This window comes from Nocardioides sp. LS1 (genome assembly GCF_003865225.1).
GTDB lineage: Bacteria > Actinomycetota > Actinomycetes > Propionibacteriales > Nocardioidaceae > Nocardioides > Nocardioides ginsengisegetis.
The window spans coordinates 239,839-256,828 of record NZ_BIFF01000006.1 but is presented as its reverse complement, the minus strand read 5'-3'; the positions used below and the strand labels follow the sequence as shown (position 1 = coordinate 256,828).

15 protein-coding genes and 1 riboswitch are annotated in these 16,990 nt (G+C 71.9%); of the genes, 8 read left to right on the top strand and 7 right to left on the bottom strand.

Features of this window, described 5'->3' with window-relative positions; translation table 11 throughout:
• The first annotated feature begins 23 nt into the window (after window positions 1-23).
• The 8 genes from EJF31_RS18745 (at window position 24) to EJF31_RS18710 (ending at window position 8,676) form a co-directional block, all read left to right on the top strand.
• Window positions 24-965, top strand: coding sequence for a glycosyltransferase family 2 protein (locus tag EJF31_RS18745; protein WP_185736347.1), 942 nt, complete (start codon window positions 24-26; stop codon window positions 963-965).
• Window positions 962-2,965, top strand: coding sequence for a glycosyltransferase family 39 protein (locus tag EJF31_RS18740; protein WP_125038689.1), 2,004 nt, complete (start codon window positions 962-964; stop codon window positions 2,963-2,965). Before EJF31_RS18745 ends, EJF31_RS18740 begins: the two co-directional genes overlap by 4 nt.
• The gene (locus tag EJF31_RS18735) at window positions 2,962-3,663 is read left to right on the top strand and encodes a class I SAM-dependent methyltransferase (protein WP_125038688.1); all 702 of its coding nucleotides are present in this window, start codon (window positions 2,962-2,964) and stop codon (window positions 3,661-3,663) included. Before EJF31_RS18740 ends, EJF31_RS18735 begins: the two co-directional genes overlap by 4 nt.
• Window positions 3,660-4,610 carry a lysylphosphatidylglycerol synthase domain-containing protein gene (locus EJF31_RS18730; RefSeq protein WP_125038687.1) on the top strand — a complete coding sequence of 317 codons (951 nt, stop codon included), beginning with the start codon at window positions 3,660-3,662 and terminating at the stop codon, window positions 4,608-4,610. Before EJF31_RS18735 ends, EJF31_RS18730 begins: the two co-directional genes overlap by 4 nt.
• 33 nt (window positions 4,611-4,643) lie before the next feature.
• Complete coding sequence (locus EJF31_RS18725; protein WP_125038686.1) at window positions 4,644-4,850, top strand: hypothetical protein; 207 nt, start codon at window positions 4,644-4,646, stop codon at window positions 4,848-4,850.
• Window positions 4,851-5,010: 160 nt separating this feature from the next.
• Window positions 5,011-5,184: riboswitch (cyclic di-AMP (ydaO/yuaA leader) on the top strand.
• A 45-nt stretch (window positions 5,185-5,229) separates the two neighbouring features.
• Window positions 5,230-6,177: an NlpC/P60 family protein gene (locus EJF31_RS18720; RefSeq protein WP_220481327.1), complete on the top strand. Its 948-nt coding sequence runs from the start codon at window positions 5,230-5,232 to the stop codon at window positions 6,175-6,177.
• Window positions 6,178-6,214: 37 nt separating this feature from the next.
• A complete protein-coding gene (locus EJF31_RS18715) occupies window positions 6,215-7,423 on the top strand; it encodes a hypothetical protein (protein WP_125038684.1) in 1,209 nt (402 codons plus the stop codon).
• Complete coding sequence (locus EJF31_RS18710) at window positions 7,420-8,676, top strand: M48 family metallopeptidase (protein ID WP_125038683.1); 1,257 nt, start codon at window positions 7,420-7,422, stop codon at window positions 8,674-8,676. The genes EJF31_RS18715 and EJF31_RS18710 overlap by 4 nt, the downstream gene beginning before the upstream one ends.
• A 48-nt stretch (window positions 8,677-8,724) precedes the next feature.
• On the opposite strand, the gene EJF31_RS18705 is transcribed toward EJF31_RS18710, so the two are convergent.
• The 7 genes from EJF31_RS18705 to EJF31_RS18675 all read right to left on the bottom strand — a co-directional run bounded on the left by EJF31_RS18705 (window position 8,725) and on the right by EJF31_RS18675 (window position 16,989).
• Window positions 8,725-8,928 (bottom strand): Flp family type IVb pilin, encoded by a 204-nt coding sequence (locus tag EJF31_RS18705; RefSeq protein ID WP_125038682.1) that lies wholly within the window; start codon window positions 8,926-8,928, stop codon window positions 8,725-8,727.
• Between the two features lie 161 nt (window positions 8,929-9,089).
• The gene (locus tag EJF31_RS18700) at window positions 9,090-9,740 is read right to left on the bottom strand and encodes a response regulator transcription factor (RefSeq protein WP_125038681.1); all 651 of its coding nucleotides are present in this window, start codon (window positions 9,738-9,740) and stop codon (window positions 9,090-9,092) included.
• Window positions 9,737-11,332, bottom strand: a complete 1,596-nt coding sequence (locus EJF31_RS18695; protein ID WP_125038680.1) for a sensor histidine kinase — start codon at window positions 11,330-11,332, stop codon at window positions 9,737-9,739. The genes EJF31_RS18700 and EJF31_RS18695 overlap by 4 nt, the downstream gene beginning before the upstream one ends.
• The gene (locus EJF31_RS18690; RefSeq protein WP_125038679.1) at window positions 11,329-12,255 is read right to left on the bottom strand and encodes a type II secretion system F family protein; all 927 of its coding nucleotides are present in this window, start codon (window positions 12,253-12,255) and stop codon (window positions 11,329-11,331) included. Before EJF31_RS18690 ends, EJF31_RS18695 begins: the two co-directional genes overlap by 4 nt.
• 1 nt (window position 12,256) lies before the next feature.
• On the bottom strand, window positions 12,257-14,194 hold the full coding sequence (locus EJF31_RS18685; protein WP_125038678.1) for a type II secretion system F family protein: 1,938 nt from the start codon (window positions 14,192-14,194) through the stop codon (window positions 12,257-12,259).
• 1 nt (window position 14,195) lies between these two features.
• The gene (locus tag EJF31_RS18680; protein WP_260430961.1) at window positions 14,196-15,797 is read right to left on the bottom strand and encodes a CpaF family protein; all 1,602 of its coding nucleotides are present in this window, start codon (window positions 15,795-15,797) and stop codon (window positions 14,196-14,198) included.
• Window positions 15,798-15,801: 4 nt separating this feature from the next.
• Window positions 15,802-16,989, bottom strand: coding sequence for an AAA family ATPase (locus tag EJF31_RS18675; RefSeq protein ID WP_125038677.1), 1,188 nt, complete (start codon window positions 16,987-16,989; stop codon window positions 15,802-15,804).
• Between the last annotated feature and the right edge of the window lies 1 nt (window position 16,990).

The window sequence follows — 16,990 nt, the reverse complement described above, 5'->3', positions numbered from 1 at the left end:
CCACGCTGCCCGGGACCTGGTCAGTGAACGGAAGGGAGCACGTCGTGCTCTGGGTGGTCGTACCCGCGCTCAACGAGGCCGACAACCTGGCCGTGCTCGTCCCGAGGATCGTCGCCGAGCTCGCGACGTTCGACCCGAGCGGTCGCGTGCTCGTCGTCGACGACGGCTCCAGCGACGACACCGGCAAGGTGGTCGCCGAGCTGATGACCGAGCTCCCCGAGGTGTGCCTCGAGACGCTCCGGCACAACCTCGGCAAGGCCGCGGCCCTGCAGCGCGGCTTCCGACGCGCGCTGGACGGCGGGGCCGACGTGGTCGTGATGATGGATGCCGACGGCCAGGACGACCCGGCCGAGCTGGTCCGCCTCCTCGAGCGGATCGAGGACGGCGCCGACCTGGTGACGGGCGCGCGCCTGGACCGGCGCGACCGCTTCGTCAAGCGGCACACCTCGCGCGTCTACAACCGGGTGACCCGCCTGATGTCCGGGGCGCCCGGCCGCGACTTCAACTCCGGCTTCAAGGCCATGCGTGCCGCCGTGGCCGAGGACGTCTCGCCGATGCTGTACGGCGAGATGCACCGCTACCTCACCGTCATCGCCCACGGCATGGGCTACCAGGTCGCCGAGGTGCCGGTGCTCCACCACGAGCGCATGCACGGCACCAGCAAGTACGGCCTCGCCCGCTTCTGGCGCGGCTTCGCCGACCTCGTCACGGTGCGCTTCCTGCTCAGCTACGAGCACCGTCCCTCGCACCTGTTCGGCGCGGTGGGAGCGGCGAGCCTGGTGCTCGGGGTGTTCTCGTTGATGTACCTCACGGTCGTGAAGCTCGCCGGCCAGCCGATCGGTGACCGGCCGCTGCTCATCGCCGGCGTGCTGATGGTGATGGTCGGCCTCCAGCTCACGCTCTTCGGACTGCTCGCCGAGATGGTCGTCCATGCCCGCAACCGCGGGCTGGGCCAGCGCACGTGACCCCTCCGCGGCTCCCGCGGCCGCTCCTGGTCGTCGCCGGGCTGGCCGTGGTGGCCGGTCTCGCGATGGTCTTCGTCGGCGGTCTGCGGACCGGGGTCTCCTGGGACGAGACCTACCACGTGCTGCGGATGCGCAACTTCCTCGGCCCCGGCTGGTACCTCCTCGACGGCGACCTCCAGGGCGACCACCCCGGGCCGTGGGAGGACCAGGCGTACGTCTACGCCCCGGTCGCGATGATCCTGCTGCACGCGTGGACGCTCCTGTGGGGCGTCGACGGCAGCGGTCTCGTGTCGGGGTCCGCCGAGGCGTTCGCCCTGCGCCACGTCGGCGTCGGGCTCATCTCCGCCCTCGGGATCGCCGCGGCCGCCGCGCTCACCCGCCTGGTGCTCGGATCCTGGCGGTGGGGCCTCGTGGCCGCGGCGTTCCTGGTGGCGCTGCCGCTGTGGACCGGGCAGTCGATGTTCAACGTCAAGGACGTCCCGGTCGCCACCGGCTACACGCTGACGACGCTCGGGCTGGCGCTCGTGGTGGGATCGCGCACGCCCCGGCGCCTCGTGCTCGGCGGAGCCGTCACGCTCTCGGGCCTCGTCCTCGCCGTCGGCACGCGCCCGGGCATCTGGCCCGGCCTGGCGCTGGCGTTCGCGGGAGCCGGCGTGCTCGCCCTGGCGAGGTCGGGCCGGGTGCCCCGCCTCGGCGTCATCGTGGCGTCGGGGGTTGCGGGCTTCCTGGTGCTGCTCGCCGTCTACCCCGCCGCGTTCAGCACGCCGGTGACACTGCTGCTGGACTCGGCGCTGGAATCCTCGCGCTTCGGCGGCCACGTGGGCTTCTGGTGGTATGTCCCGCTGTGGCTCCTCGTCGAGGTCCCGTCCCTCCTGCTCGTGCTCGGCACGACCGGCGCCCTCGTCGCGGCCGTCAGGATCTTCCGCCAGCGCACGCAGATCACGACGGCGTACGCCGCCCTCGCGCTCGTCCTGCTCCAGGGCTTCGCGCTGCCGGTGCTGGCCTCGGTGCGTCAGTCCAACCTCTACAACGGACTGCGACAGTTGCTGTTCGCCGCGCCTCCGCTCGCCGTCTTGGCCGCGGTCGGCACGGCCGCCCTCATCGTCGCCGTTGCCGAGCGTGGCCGGGCGCTCCGGGTGGCGGCCGGGGGAGCCGTGGCCCTCGCGCTCGTCGCTCCGCTGGCGTCGCAGCTGGCGATGTTCCCCTACAACTACGCCACCACGACGGCGCTCGCCAACGTCGTCGCGGCCAACGTCTCCTCGATCCCCGAGATCCCGACCGACTACTGGCGCACCAGCGTCCGTGAGCTCGCGCCGACGATCCCGGCCGACGGCTGGGTCACGTGCTCGCCGCTGACCGACGACCAGGACCGCTACCTGCGCTTCAGCAACGACAGCCACGACGACTGCGCGACCGACCCGATCGGCCCCCTCGCGCCGTACGACGACCTCCGCAGCGGATCGTGGGACGGCGGGCCGACCCGCTTCCTGGCCGTCCAGACCGGGACGTCGACGATCGCCGACAACTGCACCGAGATCGCGCGGGTGACCCGCTGGCTGATCTGGCGCCCGGTGACCATGTCCTACGTCGCCACCTGCGACCTGACCCTCGAGCCCTACCCGGCCGCAGGGCTGTCCTTCGACGGCGCGGGCGAGGGGTCGTCGTACCTGCTGGGCGGCTGGAGCTACCGCCACGGCGAGCCCGGCATCGCCCTGGCCAAGGCATCGGCCTCCCTGGGCGTCCAGCTCCCGACCGACTGGCACGGGGACCTCACGCTGGACGCGCGGGTCCTCGACGGCGCCGGACTCCGGCTGACCGTGAACGGCGAGACGGTCGCGACGAGCCGGGACGGCGACCACCTCACCGCGACGGTGCCTGCCTCGACCGCGGCGGCCTACGGCGAGCGGCGGCTGGTCGTCGGGTTCGCCGACTCCGCGGGAGACCCGCGACTCCTCTCGCTCGTCCTGACTCCCCGCCCCACCGACGGAAGGGCCTCATGAAGCGCGCCTACGTCACGCTGGTCCGCGCCGCACGCTCCGTGCTCGGCGCCCTCGGCGTGCTGCACCTCCTCGACCGCCTCGCGCACCGCTCACGGACCGCGCTCTGGGTCCGGTCGTGGTTCTCCATCTACGACCTCGAGGACCTGTTGGCCTTCGACGTCCCGTGGTGGACGTTCCGCTCCGCCGACGAGGTCGAGGAGTTCCTGCGACGGACGCCGGGCGCCGCGGCGTTCGAGTGGGGCTCCGGCGCGTCCACGGCCTGGCTGGGGCGGCGGGCCGCCTCGGTGGTCAGCGTCGAGCACGACCTGGCCTGGGCCGACCGGATGGCCCCGGTGCTGCCCGACAACGCCCGGCTCGTCGCCGTCCCGCCGGGACCGGCCTGGCCCGGAGGCATCCCCTCCGGAAAGCCCGGCTTCTCCGACCTCGACTTCACCAACTACGTCGACGCGATCGACGAGGTGGCCGGTCCGCTGGACCTGATCGTCATCGACGGCCGGGCCCGGGAGGCGTGCCTGGACAAGGCCGTGGACCGGCTGGCACCCGGGGGCCTGATCGTGCTCGACAACGTCGACCGGGCTCGCTACCGCCACGCGGTGGCCGCCCAGGGGGACCGGATCGACGTGACCTGGACCCGTGGGCTCACCCCGTCGCTGCCCTACCCCACCCGGACGGCGCTGATCTCCCTGAGGACCGGATGAGCGACCGCCACCCCGCCCTGAAGCCCGCGATGAACCTCGCGCGGGTGCTGTTCCTCCTGCTCGTGGTGGCGTTCGCCTGGTGGGGGCTGCACGACCGCGGGGACGAGCTGCGGCACGGCCTGGCCCGTACGTCGCTCACGGGAGTGCTCGTCGCCGCGACGCTGGTGCTGGTGGGGCTCCTCGCCACCAGCGTCGCCTGGCTGCGGCTGCTGGCCGGCTTCGGGCACCGGCTCCCCGGCTGGGACGGCCGCGCGGTCTTCTTCGTGGGCCAGCTCGGCAAGTACATCCCCGGCTCGGTGTGGTCGGTGAGCGCGCACGCCGGCCTCGCCCGGAAGTACGGCGTACCCCTGCGCTGCAGCGTGGGCACCTCGATGACCTTCCTGGGCGTCAACCTCGCCACCGCTGGCCTGCTCGGCGGCTCCGTGACCCTCGCCGGCTCGTGGGCGCCGCACGTCCCGGACTGGCTGGTCGTGCTCGGGCTCGTGGCGTGCGTGGTGGCCATGGCGCCGGCGCTGGTCAACCGGCTCGGGTCGTTCGTCGCCGGGCCGGGGGAGTCCCTGCGGCTGTCGTGGGTCGACGTGGCGGTGCTCGTGGCGTTGATGGGCGTGACCTGGGGCTGCTACGCCGGCGCCATCGTGGCGCTCTCGCCCGACCCGGGCTGGCCGCTCCTCGGCGTGGCGGCCGGAGCCTTCGCCGTGGGTTACACCGTGGGAGTCGCGGTCGTGCTGGCGCCGGCCGGCGTCGGCGCCCGGGAGGTCACCATGGTGGCGCTGATGGCGCCCTCGATGGGCGTGGGCGCCGCCACGGCGGTCGCCCTGCTGACCCGGGCACTGCACACCGTGGCCGACCTCGTGTGGGCCCTCTCGGCGTGGCTCGTGGTGCGCGGGCGGGGGCCTGCCCAGCCCGTCGTCGACACGCCGACACGCCGCGAGCCGGCGTCCCTGTGAGAAATGTCGGTGGGCGCTGACAGCGTCACCGGCATGACGACGCGAATCGACTGCGACACCTGCGTGGTGCGTGGGCTTGCGTGCCACGACTGCGTGGTGACCGTGCTGCTCGGCCCACCCCCCGAGCTGACCTTCGACGACGACGAGCGGCGCGCCCTCGACGTCCTGGCCCAGGGTGGGCTCGTCCCACCACTCCGACTCGTGGAGCCTGTCACGGCCCGGGACGTGGAGTCCGCGTGACCCACGGGACGCGTGTGACGGATGTGACGAAGCTCCTGCAAAAAGTCAGGCGTGGCCCTCAACACGTTGGCAACATGGTGCCGAAAGTTTGGACCCGCGCCCGTCTCGCCACTAACCTCGGTGGCTCAGGTGTCCGTGGCAGTGGATCATTCGGGTCCGCGCGGGCACCGCGCTGAGTCCGGGACCATTCGGGTGGTCCTGGAGCCGGGGAACCACCACATCTGGGGTGAATCCCTCACAAGGCGGGGACACGCAGGTGTCGCCGAGGAGTGGGGGTAGGGCAAGTCGTGCCCGAATCCGTCAGCTCACCCGGTAGGCGTACGACAGCAAGGGAGACCTCCCGCTCGTGCACCACGGTCGGAAGCGACTCATCACTGCCATGTCCGGGATCGCGCTCGCCGCGACCGTCGGCGTCATCCCCTCCTCGCCCGCGCAGGCCGAGCCCAACATCGACGACGTCCAGGCGCGCGTCGACCACCTCTACCACGTGGCCGAGCAGGCGTCGGAGCGCTACAACAACGCCCGGATCCAGCTGCGTGACCTGAGCCGCGACCTCAAGGCCCTCAAGGCCGACCAGGACCGCCAGGACGCCAAGCTGTCGGTCGTGCAGGGGCAGGTCCAGGACTCCATCGTGCGCCAGTACGAGGGCGAGGGCCTCAACTCCGTCGGCCAGGTCGTCGTCTCCGACGACCCCAGCGCCTTCCTCTCCAAGCTCTCCACGATGTCGGCCTTCAACGACCTCCAGTCGAGCCTCTTCGAGGATTACTCGACCGAGGTCAAGGCGCTCGACATCCGCCGCGAGGCCTACGAGAAGCGCTCCGCCGAGATCGCGGCCACCAAGGAGAAGCTGGCCAAGGAGAAGGCCACGATCGAGGACAAGCTCAACGAGGCGAAGTCCCTGCTCGGCAAGCTCCAGGCCGAGCAGCGCCAGGCCCTGCTGTCCCGCGACACCTCGCGCCTCCCCAGCGTCTCCGCCTCCGGTGGTGCCGCGGCCGCGCTCAACTACGCGATGGCCCAGGTCGGCGACGCCTACGTCTACGGCGCCACGGGTCCCGACGCCTACGACTGCTCCGGCCTCACCATGATGGCGTGGGCGCAGGCCGGCGTCGCGCTGCCGCACTCCTCCAGCGCCCAGTACAGCTCCGGCCCGCACATCGCCGAGAGCGACCTGCAGCCGGGCGACCTGGTGTTCTACTACAGCCCGATCAGCCACGTGGGCATGTACATCGGCAACGGTCTCATCGTGAACGCGGAGAACCCCTCCGCCGGTGTCAAGGTGACCGGTCTGCACACCATGCCGTACGTCGGCGCGGTCCGCCCTGGCTGACCTTCCGACCTCGAAGGCCGGTCGCCCACATTGGTGGGTGGCCGGCCTTTCGCTGTCCCTGCTGGTGGTCGTCGGTCTCCTCGCCTGGCACGTCCTGGTCCCCTCGGAGTACGTCGCTCCCGCGCCGGACCGGGCCGCACACCGGGTCGACCCGGCGCTGGCGACCGAGGCGCTGCACCGCCTCGAGGCAGCGGTGATCAACGACGACCCGGCAGCAGCACGGGCGCTGGCGCCGGCCGGCGACGAGCACGCGGCCGACCTGCTCGCCGCCGTTGTGGACAACGCCCACGATCTCCGGGTCCGCGACTTCACGCTGCGCTACGTCGACGAGGAGGGCGCGCTTGCCGCCGACGGTGCCTGGCAGGCCGCCGTCGACACCACTTGGCAGCTCGCCGGCTTCGACGCCACCCAGGCCCGCGCGGAGGTGCTCTTCCACTTCGTCGACGAGGGCGACCGGATCGGCCTGGCCGCCATCGGCGGCGGCGGCCGGCAGAGCCCGTTGTGGCTCGCTGACCGCCTCGAGGTCCGTCGTACCGCCTCGACGCTGGTGGCCGTGGACGGCTCGGCCGCCGAGGCCGACGCCTATGCCAAGCGGGCCGTGGCCGCGGTCCCGGTGGTGCGCCGAGTGCTGCCCGGCTGGCACGCCCGCCTGGTCGTCGAGGTGCCCAGGTCCCTGGACGACCTGGCGCGGGTCCTCGCCGCCGAGCCCGGCCAGTACTCCAACATCGCCGCCGTCACGACCACCACCGACGGCTCACAGGCTCCGGACGCACCGGTGCACGTCTTCGTGAACCCCGACGTGTTCAACCGGCTCAAGCCGCAGGGAGCACAGGTCGTGATGAGCCACGAGGCGGTCCATGTCGCCACCGGAGCGGCGACGAGCGCGACGCCGCTGTGGCTGCTCGAGGGCTTCGCCGACTACGTCGCGCTCCGCGACGTACCGCTGCCGATCACCACCACCGCCTCCCAGATCATCAGGGAGGTCCGCAAGGACGGGCCGCCGGGCCACCTGCCGGGCCCCGCGGAGTTCGACACGACCGCCTCGCACCTCGGGGCGTCGTACGAGAGCGCCTGGCTGGCCTGCACGGTGCTGGCGGCCGACGGCGGAGAGCCCGCGTTGGTGCGGTTCTACCGCGAGGTGGACGGCGGGACACCGCTCGGCACGGCGCTGCGTCGCGAGTTCGGGCTGACCGAGCGCGAGCTGACAGACCAGTGGCGGGCCCGTTTGTCACACTTGGCGGCGTGACCCACCCCGCCCGCAGGACATCGCTGGCCGTGACGCTCGTCGGCGGGGTCGCCTTCGTCGCGCTCGCGGCGTGGCTGGTGCCCTGGCACGCCGTCCCCGGTGGCATGCCCGCCCCGGTGCCGGCGTCCACGGTGTTCACCCCGACGCAGATCGACCGTGCCGAGGACTTCTCGCGCTGGGCGCGCGTGTGGAGCTGGGGCTCCCTCGCGGTCTCGCTCGGTGTCGCGGCGTGGTTCGGCTTCACCCGGCGCGGCGCTGGCCTGGCGCGACGGATGCCCGGTCCCTGGTGGGTTCGCACCGTCCTGCTCGTGGCCGCGCTCGCCGTGATCGGACGGGTCGTCACCCTCCCGTTCGCGGTCGCGCTGCGGGTCCACGTCCGTGACTACGGCCTGTCCCACCAGTCATGGGCGGGCTTCGCCTACGACCTGGTCGTCGGCCAGCTCGTGCTGGTCGTGACCACCTCGCTCGGCCTGCTGCTGGTGATGGCCTGTGCCCGTCGCTGGCGTCGACGCTGGCCCGCCGTGGCGGGCGGGCTCCTGGCCGTCCTGGTGCTGGCCGGCTCCTACGTCTACCCGGTGCTGGTCGAGCCGCTGTTCAACCACTTCACGCCGCTGCCCGACGGGACGCTCCGGACCCAGATCCTGCGGCTGGCCGACGAGGAGCACGTGCATGTCGACGACGTGCTGGTCGCCGACGCCTCCCGGCGTACGACGACGCTCAACGCCTACGTGTCGGGTTTCGGGGACACCCGCCGGGTCGTCGTCTACGACAACCTGGTGAACGACCTGCCCGAGGACGAGGCCCTGTCCGTGGTGGCCCACGAGCTCGGCCACGCCCGCCACAACGATGTCCTGACCGGCTCGGCGCTCGGCGCCGCGGGTGCGGTCTTCGGGGTGGGCCTGCTCGGCCTGCTGGTGGGGACGCAGCGTGGTGGTCGCCGCGGGGGACTGGGTGACCCGGCGACTGTGCCGCTCGTGCTCGCGCTGGTCGCGTTCGGGACCCTGCTCGCGAGCCCAGTGGAGAACGGCATCAGCCGGCAGATCGAGACCCGGGCCGACGTCGCGGCTCTCGAGGCCACCCACGACCCCGACGCCTTCGTCGCGATGCAGGAGCAGCTGTCACTGCGGGCCCTGGCCGACCCCACGCCGCCGGCGTGGTCGCAGTTCTGGTTCGGCAGCCACCCGACGACGGTGCAGCGGATCGCGATCGCGGAGTCGTTCCGCACAGCCTCTCCCCACGCCGCCAGAAAATGAGAGCCGGCCGCGTGTCGAGGACACGCGGCCGGATCTGGTTTCAGTAGATCAGCAGGTCGAGGCCGAGCCAGCCGCCACACAGTTGTTGGTGTTGGTGAACACGTCCTTGATGGTGCCACCGAGGACGAACACGACGGCGACGATGAGGGCCGCGATGCCGGCGATGAGCAGGCCGTACTCGACGGCGGAGGCGCCGCGCTCGTCCATCTTGGCGAAGCGGGCGTTGAGCAGGATGCGGAGGTAGTCCACCATTTTGAGTCTCCCTTAGAGGTCCCAGGTCACGGCGAGACGGGGGGAGTCTCGCGCGCCCCTAGCCTCACTGATCGCGGGCTGTGGGTGACCGGGTGGACGTGTCGAGACCTGTAGTCACTTCGGACTACCCCGCCGCCGCGAACGACGCGGGCCGAGATCGTTCAGGGGTTGGTCTGGCGCACGCTGGAGAGCAGCCCGATCCGCATCGCGGTGACGAGCGCCTGGGCACGGTTGCTGGCGCCGAGCTTCTGGTAGATCCGGGCGATGTGCGACTTGGCCGTGGACTCGCTCATGAAGAGCTTCTCGCCGATGGCGGTGGCGCCGAGCCCGTCGGCGAGCAGCAGCAGCACCTCGTGCTCGCGCTCGGAGAGCTTCGTGGACCCCGCGGCCGTACGACGCATCATGGCGCCGACCAGGCCGGCGCAGACGAAGGACCGGGGGGAGACCGCCGAGTGGCGCGCGGCCTTGACGACCTCGCCGGACGGGGCGTCCTTGCCCACGAAGCCCGAGGCCCCGGCCTCCATGGCGGCGAAGATCTGCTCGTCACCCGAGTGCATGGTCAGCACCACCAGACCGGTCGTCTGGCTCTTGCGGCGGATCGCCCGGATGATGTCGAGGCCGGTGCCGTCCTGGAGCTGGAGGTCGGCCACCACGACGCTCGGCTCGAGCTCGTCGTACTTGGCCAGGGCCTCGGCGACGCTCCCGGCGACGCCGACCACGGTCATGTCGTCCTCGAGGTCGAAGACACCGGCCAGACCGTCGCGGATCAGCTGGTGGTCGTCGACGAGGAGCACGCTGGTCGGGTTGCTCATGCGCTCACTATCGCATCGTTGTCGCTGGCGACCGACGATGGATCGCCGCTCTGCTCAGGAATCCGCACCGTGACGGCCGCTCCGCCGGCCTCGCGGTCGGTGATCGTGAGGTGCGCGCCGATGAGCAGGGCCCGCTCGTGCATGATCTCGAGGCCGTGGGAGTCGCTGCGCGCCTGCTGGAGGCCCAGGCCGTCGTCGGTGACGGTGATCGTCGCTGCCGGAGCGTGCACCTGGCAGTGCACGTCGATCCGGGTCGCGTGCGCGTGCCGGACCGCGTTGGTCATGGCCTCCTGCGCGATGCGGAAGAGCTCGGCCTCGACCTCGGGCCGCAGGCGGGTGGTGCGCTCGTCGAGAGTGACGTGGATGGGCACGTGCGAGACCTCGGTGAGGTTGCGGGCGATGGCGCCGATGGCCGTGCCGAGGCTCTCGCTGGTGCCCACCGTCGTGCGGAGAGTGAGGACTGAGCGGCGCACCTCGGCGACGACGGCCGTGATCCGCTCGCGCAGGACCGCGATCCGGGCGGCCTGCTCGGGGGACGCGGCCCGAGCCGCGAGCGCGTCGACGAGGTAGCCCAGGGACGCGATGTCCTGCGCCACGCCGTCGTGCATCTCCCGCGCCAGGCGGCGGCGCTCCTCGGCCGTGGCCGCGTCGCGGAACGACGCGAAGAGCAGCGCCGTGTCGAGATGGACGGCACTCGCTGCCAGCTGCTCGCCGAGGGCCGCGATCTTCTGCTCGAGCGCGATCAGCCGCAGGTCGACGCGGTCGGACAGCACACCGGCGACGACGGCGATGGTGCCCGCCTCGCTGACAAGGGGGAACGCGAAGACCCGGCCGTCCACGAGGGGTCGGCTGAGGGCCCACGCCTCGACGGCGAGCTCGTCGGTGGCCGTCCCCCCGGCACCGCTCTCCGGGGCGGACTTGGTGATCAGCGGCGTGAGGGTGTCGCCTCGCGGGACGTACAGGACCGTGCTCTCAGCGGGGAGGTCGTCGCGCACTGCGCTGAGGATCACCCCGCCCAAGGCCACTGGCTCGAGCCCGGAGCTGAGGCCACCGGACAGATCGATGAGCTCGCGGATCAGCGCCTGGGCGTAATGGTAGGGCGCCAGTGGGTCGGTCTCCTGCTCCAGGGTCGCGTGCACGAACCCGGCGATGAGGCCCATCCCCAGACCGGTCATGCACCACGTGAACGCACCGAACGCCTGGTCGCCGGTGAGGGCGCCGAACGCCGCCACCGGGATGGCGACCACGGCCGCGAGCTCGGCCGAGAGGGCCAGGAGCATCCCGCGCCAACCCATCCGGAGCCCGGCGACGAACGGGGGGACGGAGAGCGCTCCGAGCACGGCGAGCGAGGTGTGGATCGAGAAGCCGCAGACGATGCCGACCGTGGCGGCCTCCAGCGTCGATGTCGTCGCGTCCGGCCAGCCCGAACGCGCCTGGATGAGCGTCCCTACCACCCAGGCGGCACCGACGGCGGCGAGCGCCACGAGCGCCGGCGAGTCGCGTGACCACAGGACCGGGGCGACGAGGGCAATGAGGACGAACCCGCGCGCCGCGGCGCTGAGACGGAGGAACTGGCGGTCGTGGGACGTCATTTCGCGAAGTTGTCCATGATGCTGATGACCGCCGGTCCCATGACCGCGATGAACAGGCAGGGCAGGATGCAGAAGATCAGGGGGACCGTCATTTTGACCGGTACTTGCTGGGCCTTCTCCTCGGCGCGCTGGCGGCGCTTGACCCGGATCTCCGAGGACTGGACGCGGAGCACCGAGCTGATCGGGATGCCGAAGGCGTCGGCCTGGACCATCGCGCTGACGAAGGTCCGGACGTCGACGACGCTGGACCGGTCGGCCATCGCGCGCAGGGCGGCGGAGCGGCCCTGGCCGATCTGCATCTCCCGCAGCACCCGGGCGAACTCGTCGGCGAGCGGGCCTTCGGTGTTCTTGGAGACCTGCTGGATCGCCGCGTCGAAGCCGAGACCCGACTCGACACTGATGGTCAGCAGGTCGATGGCGTCGGGCAGGTCGCGCTGCATGCGCAGCGCCCGGTCGTAGCCCTTCTGGTAGAGGTAGAGGTTGGGGGCGAAGAACCCGGCCACCAAGCCGCCCAGCACGACCACGATCCGCACCGGCAGACCGGCGCCGAGCATCAGGGAGAAGAGGAGCGCGACTACCAGTCCGGCGACGGCGCCGACCACCTTCCCGGACACCACACGGTCGACGGTCCACCCCGGTGGGTTTCCCGCACGCTCGAGCTTGGTGCGGATCCGCTCCGCGGAGTCGCCGCCGCTGAAGCGCTGGCCGACCTTGAGGGCCCGCTCCTGCAGCGGCTGCAGCACCCGCTCGCCGAACGGTTTGTCGAGGTCCTTGGTCAGCTCCTTGGGCGCGTTGGTCATCGCCTGGAGAACGGCCAGGGACCGGGTCACCCCGCCACCCGGCTCGCCGTCGCCGAGTGCGGCCGAGAGCAGCACGAGGGCGACGACGAAGAGGAGCACGCCCATCACGAAGAGCAGGACCACGTCACACCTCCACCTTCACGATGCGGCTCATCCAGAAGACGCCGAGACTGAGCAGCGTGCCCGCCCCGAGGAGCATCAGCCAGCCCAGCGGGGTGACGAACAGCGGATGGACGTAGTCGCCGTTGGCCACGACGAGGTAGAGGAGGAACGCCGGGGGCAGTCCTCCCAGCACCCAGGCCGACAGCTTGCCCTCGGCCGCGAGGGCCGCGACTTGCCGGCGCATGTACTCACGCTCGCGCATGGTGGCCGCCACGGTGTCGAGCAGCTCGGCGAGGTTGCCGCCGACCTGGCGCTGGATCTTGATCGCCATCACGACCCAGGCGAAGTCCTTGCTGTCGAAGCGCTCGGCAACGCCCTCGAGGGAGTCCTCGAGCGCGACGCCGAGCCTGGTCTCGACGAGGACCCGCTTGAACTCCGACGCGATCGGCTCGACCCCCTCCCGCACGATGGTGTCGACCGACTGGGCGAGCGAGAGGCCCGCGGACAGCGATCCGCTCATCAGCTGCAGGGTGTCGGGGAGCGAGGTGCTGAAGGCCTTGCGGCGGCGTCCGGCCTTCAGGCCGAGGAAGAGCCACGGCCCCATCGCTCCCAGGACCAGGAACAGGAGGCCGATCACGATGCTGCCGGTCCCGAGCAGCAGTCCGACGACGCCTGCCCCGGCGAAGATCCCGACGTGGAGGAGCAGCCACTCCGCGGACTTCAGCTGGCTGCCCGCGCCCTCGAGGCGGCGGGAGATCCGCTGCTCGAGGGACTTGTTGCGGGTCAGCACGCTGGTGGCGGCCTCGGTGGCCTGGGCCAGCGCCTGCTCGGTGTCGACGCGATGGCCCCCGGACGACGCGGCGGAGCTGCGCCGGCTGAGCCGGGCGGTGTAGGTCGACACCCGGTCCTCGGCCGTCATTGCGGTCTCGCGGCGGGGGACCAGGAGCACGAGCACGGCGACCAGCCCGGCGCCCATGGCCCCGACGCCGACGTACATCACGGAGTCGGGGACCGCCCAGCCCTGGTCGGAGGCGGCGGGTGCGGCTGCCGCGGGGGCGCCCTTCTCAGGCTTGGCGGCCGCGCGGACGGTCGTGAAGGCCTGGGCCGTGAGCGTCTCGACGTCGGTGGGGAGCGAGACCTCGACGGTGCCCTCGCTGTCGGTCACCGAGTCCGGCAGCTTCGCCGTCACGAGGACCTGGTGGGCGAGCACGTCGGCCTCGGCCGAGAAGGCGCCACGCAGCGCGCCCGAGCTGGCGTTGACGACCTGCCCGGAGCCGGCCTTCGCGATGGCCCGGAGCGGAGCGGGGGTGCCGCCCTGGTCGAGGGAGACGACGTCGGCCAGCACGTCGGCGTCGCCCACCGCGGCCGTCACGTCGGCGAGGTCCGTGTCGCTGGTGTCGGCGCCGTCGGAGAGCACGAGCAGCGTGCGCTGCCCCTCGCTGCCGGCCATCCGGACGGCGGCCAGGACGCCGTCGTAGAGCCGGGTCTGGCGGCTCAGCGTGAGCGCGTTGACCGTGGCCCGGGCTGCGTCACGGTCGCGGGTGGGGGGCAGCGACTCGACGACGTCGCCGGCGAAGGAGACGACCCCGACGTACACGTCGTCGGGCACGGAGTCGAGGAAGACCGAGGCGGCGGACTTGGCGGCCTCGAAGCGGAGGCCACGCATGGAGTTGCTGGTGTCGATCGCCAGCACGGCGGTACGGCGCACGGTGGTGCTCGTGGCGGCCAGGGAGGCCCGGGCCGGGACGGCCGTCCCCTCGATCGCCAGGCCCACGCCGCTCAGGTCGACGGTGGCGCTGGCGGGCACCGAGACCAGGATGCTGATCTTCTTGCCGGTCGTCTCGACGTGCGCGATGGACGCGGCATGGGTGTCGGCCGCGTGGGCGGGGCTGCCGAGGCCGGTGGCCGCGACGACCACGGCGACCAGCGCCGTCCCGAGAAGTCGGAGGAGCCGGTCCATGTCAGTGGGCGCCCGGCACGAACAGCAGGGGGTCCACGACCACGTTGGCGTAGGCCATCTTCTCGAGGAACTTCGGGCGCAGGCCGGTGGCCGCCAGGCGCCCCAGGGCCCGGCCTTCGCTGTCGAAGCCCAAGGAGTGGTCGTAGACGAAGATGTCCTGGAGGGTGATGACGTCGCCCTCCATCCGTTCGACCTCGGTGATGTGCGTGATCCGGCGGGTGCCGTCCTTGAAGCGGGTCTGGTGGACGATCAGGTCGACCGCCGAGGCCACCTGCTCGCGGATCGCGCGGATCGGCAGGTCCATGCCGGCCATCAGCACCATCGTCTCCATGCGGGAGAGCGTGTCGCGCGGCCCGTTGGAGTGCAGCGTGCAGATGGAGCCGTCGTGGCCGGTGTTCATGGCCTGGAGCATGTCGAGGGCGGAGGCGTCGCGGACCTCACCGACGATGATGCGGTCGGGACGCATGCGCAGACTGTTCTTGACGAGGTCGCGGATGCTGACCTCGCCCTTGCCCTCGATGTTGGAGGGCCGTGACTCGAGCCGGACGACGTGCTCCTGCTTGAGCTGGAGCTCGGCGGCGTCCTCGATGGTGACGATCCGCTCGTCGTCGGGGATGAAGGAGGACAGGACGTTGAGCGTGGTGGTCTTGCCGGCGCCGGTGCTCCCGGACACGATCACGTTGAGCCGGCCGCGCACGCAGGCGTCGAGGAAGTCCGCGGTCTGCGGGCTCAGCGAGCCGAAGCGGATCAGGTCGGCAACGGTGAGGGGATCGGTGGCGAACTTGCGGATCGTCAGTGCGGAGCCGTCGACTGCGAGGGGAGGGACGACCGCGTTGACGCGGCTCCCGTCGGGCAGACGGGCGTCGACCATCGGGCTCGACTCGTCGACGCGGCGGCCGATCCGGGACACGATCTTGTCGATCGTGCGCCGCAGGTGGGCCTCGTCGAGGAAGTGGGCGTCGGCATGGGTGAGCCGGCCGCTCTTCTCCAGCCAGATGCTGTCGTGGCCGTTGACCATGACCTCGGAGACGTCGGGGTCGCGCAGGAAGGGCTCGATCGGACCGTAGCCCAGGATGTCGTCGCTGATCTCCTGGGTGACGCGGGCGCGGTCGCTGGAGCTGAGCGGTCGGTCCTGGGAGGAGAGCACGTCGCCGAGCACCGCGCGGACGCGCTGGTCGAGCTCGTTCTGGTCCATGTCGGCGTCGTAGAGGTGCGGGCCGAGCTGCTTGAGCAGCTCGACGTGCACGTTGGCCTTGAGCTCCTCGATCCGGTCCTGCTGGGAGGCGGCGCTGCGGCGCTGCCCGAGGCTGGGCTGCTCCTTGGTCGCCACCTTCGGGCGGCTCGTGGCGGCCGCCGCAGCCGCAGCAGCCGCAGCAGCCTGGGCTGCCGCCGTCGCGCTGGCCTCCGGGCTCGCCTCGGGGCTGGACTGGGGACTGCGCTCGGGACCCGCCTCCAGGGCTGGTCCGGCGTGGCGGGGGGCCTCGGGCCTCGGGGCGTCGTCGGCGAACGGCTCGTCGGCCCCGACCTCCGCGGCAGCGGCCGCGAGGCGGGCTTCCTCGCTGGCCCGACGTGCGGCGGCCATCCGGTCGGCCAGGCTGCTCATGGCGTCACCTCCGGATCCGGAAGCGGCGGGCACCCCGGTCGGGCTCGCCGTCCGGGGACAGGGCGGATGGGAAGGTGCCGGGCGCGGCCGGCTCTCCGGCCAGCTCGGTGGCCAGCGCACGGATCGCGCCGCTCGAGGCGTGGTCGGGGTTGCCGGCCACGATCGGGGTGCCGGCGTTGGTGGCGGCCGCGATCTCCATCGAGGTGGCGACCTGCGTGGCGACCCGCATGCCGAGGATCGCCTCGACCTTGTCGGCCCCGATGCCCACCGCGTCGTCGGCCCGGTTGAGCAGGAGGTGGCGGTGGCCGCGGGCGATGTTGAGCATCTCCATCGTCTCGAGCGCGACCTTGACGTTCTTCAGCGTCGGCACGTCGAGCGTGGCGACGATGACGCACTCGTCGGTCTCGTCCAAGGCCGTGAGCGTCTGCTCGTCGAAGGCCGGGGCGGTGTCGACCACGACGTAGTCGAAGCTCTCCCTGAGCAGCTTCAGCACCCGCGCGATCAGGGCGGGGGAGACCCGGTCGCGCACGTCCGGGTGGCTCGGCGCGGCCAGCACCATCAACGAGCCCTGGTGACGGGTGAGCAGCCCCGCGAGCTGGTCCCCGTCGAGCGAGTCGTCCGACCCGATGGCGTGCTCGATGGAGTGCGTGGGGAACAGCTGCATGGTGATCGCGACGTCGCCGAACGCGAGGTCGAGGTCGACCAGGCACACCTTGCGCGCGCCCCGGTCGGACAGCGCGAGGGCCAGGTTGACCGCCATGGTGGTCTTGCCGACCCCGCCCTTGGGGGAGAAGACGGTGACGACCTTGCCGGTCTGGGCCGCGCCCGTCGGTCCGCGGAGGGCGACGTACAGCTGGTGGGCGCGGTTGACGGCGCCGGCGACGGCCTCGAGGTCCTCAGCGGGTACGACGTCCCGGGCGCCGGCCTTCATGGCGCGGGTCAGCATCTGGGTGTCCAGCGCCTCGCGGACCAGCACCACGCTGATCGTCGGGCGCGCGACCCGCAGCGACTCGCAGGCGACGAGGGCGTCGTCGAAATCGAGGTGCGGGCCGAGGACGACGACGTACTCGCCGGTGTGCTGCCCCAGCCAGGCCATCAGCCGGTCGGTCGAGTCGACCGCGTGGGAGCCGGTGGGCATGGCTCCCAGCAGCGACGTCAGGGTCGCGGGGTCGGCGTCTGCAACGACAGGCATC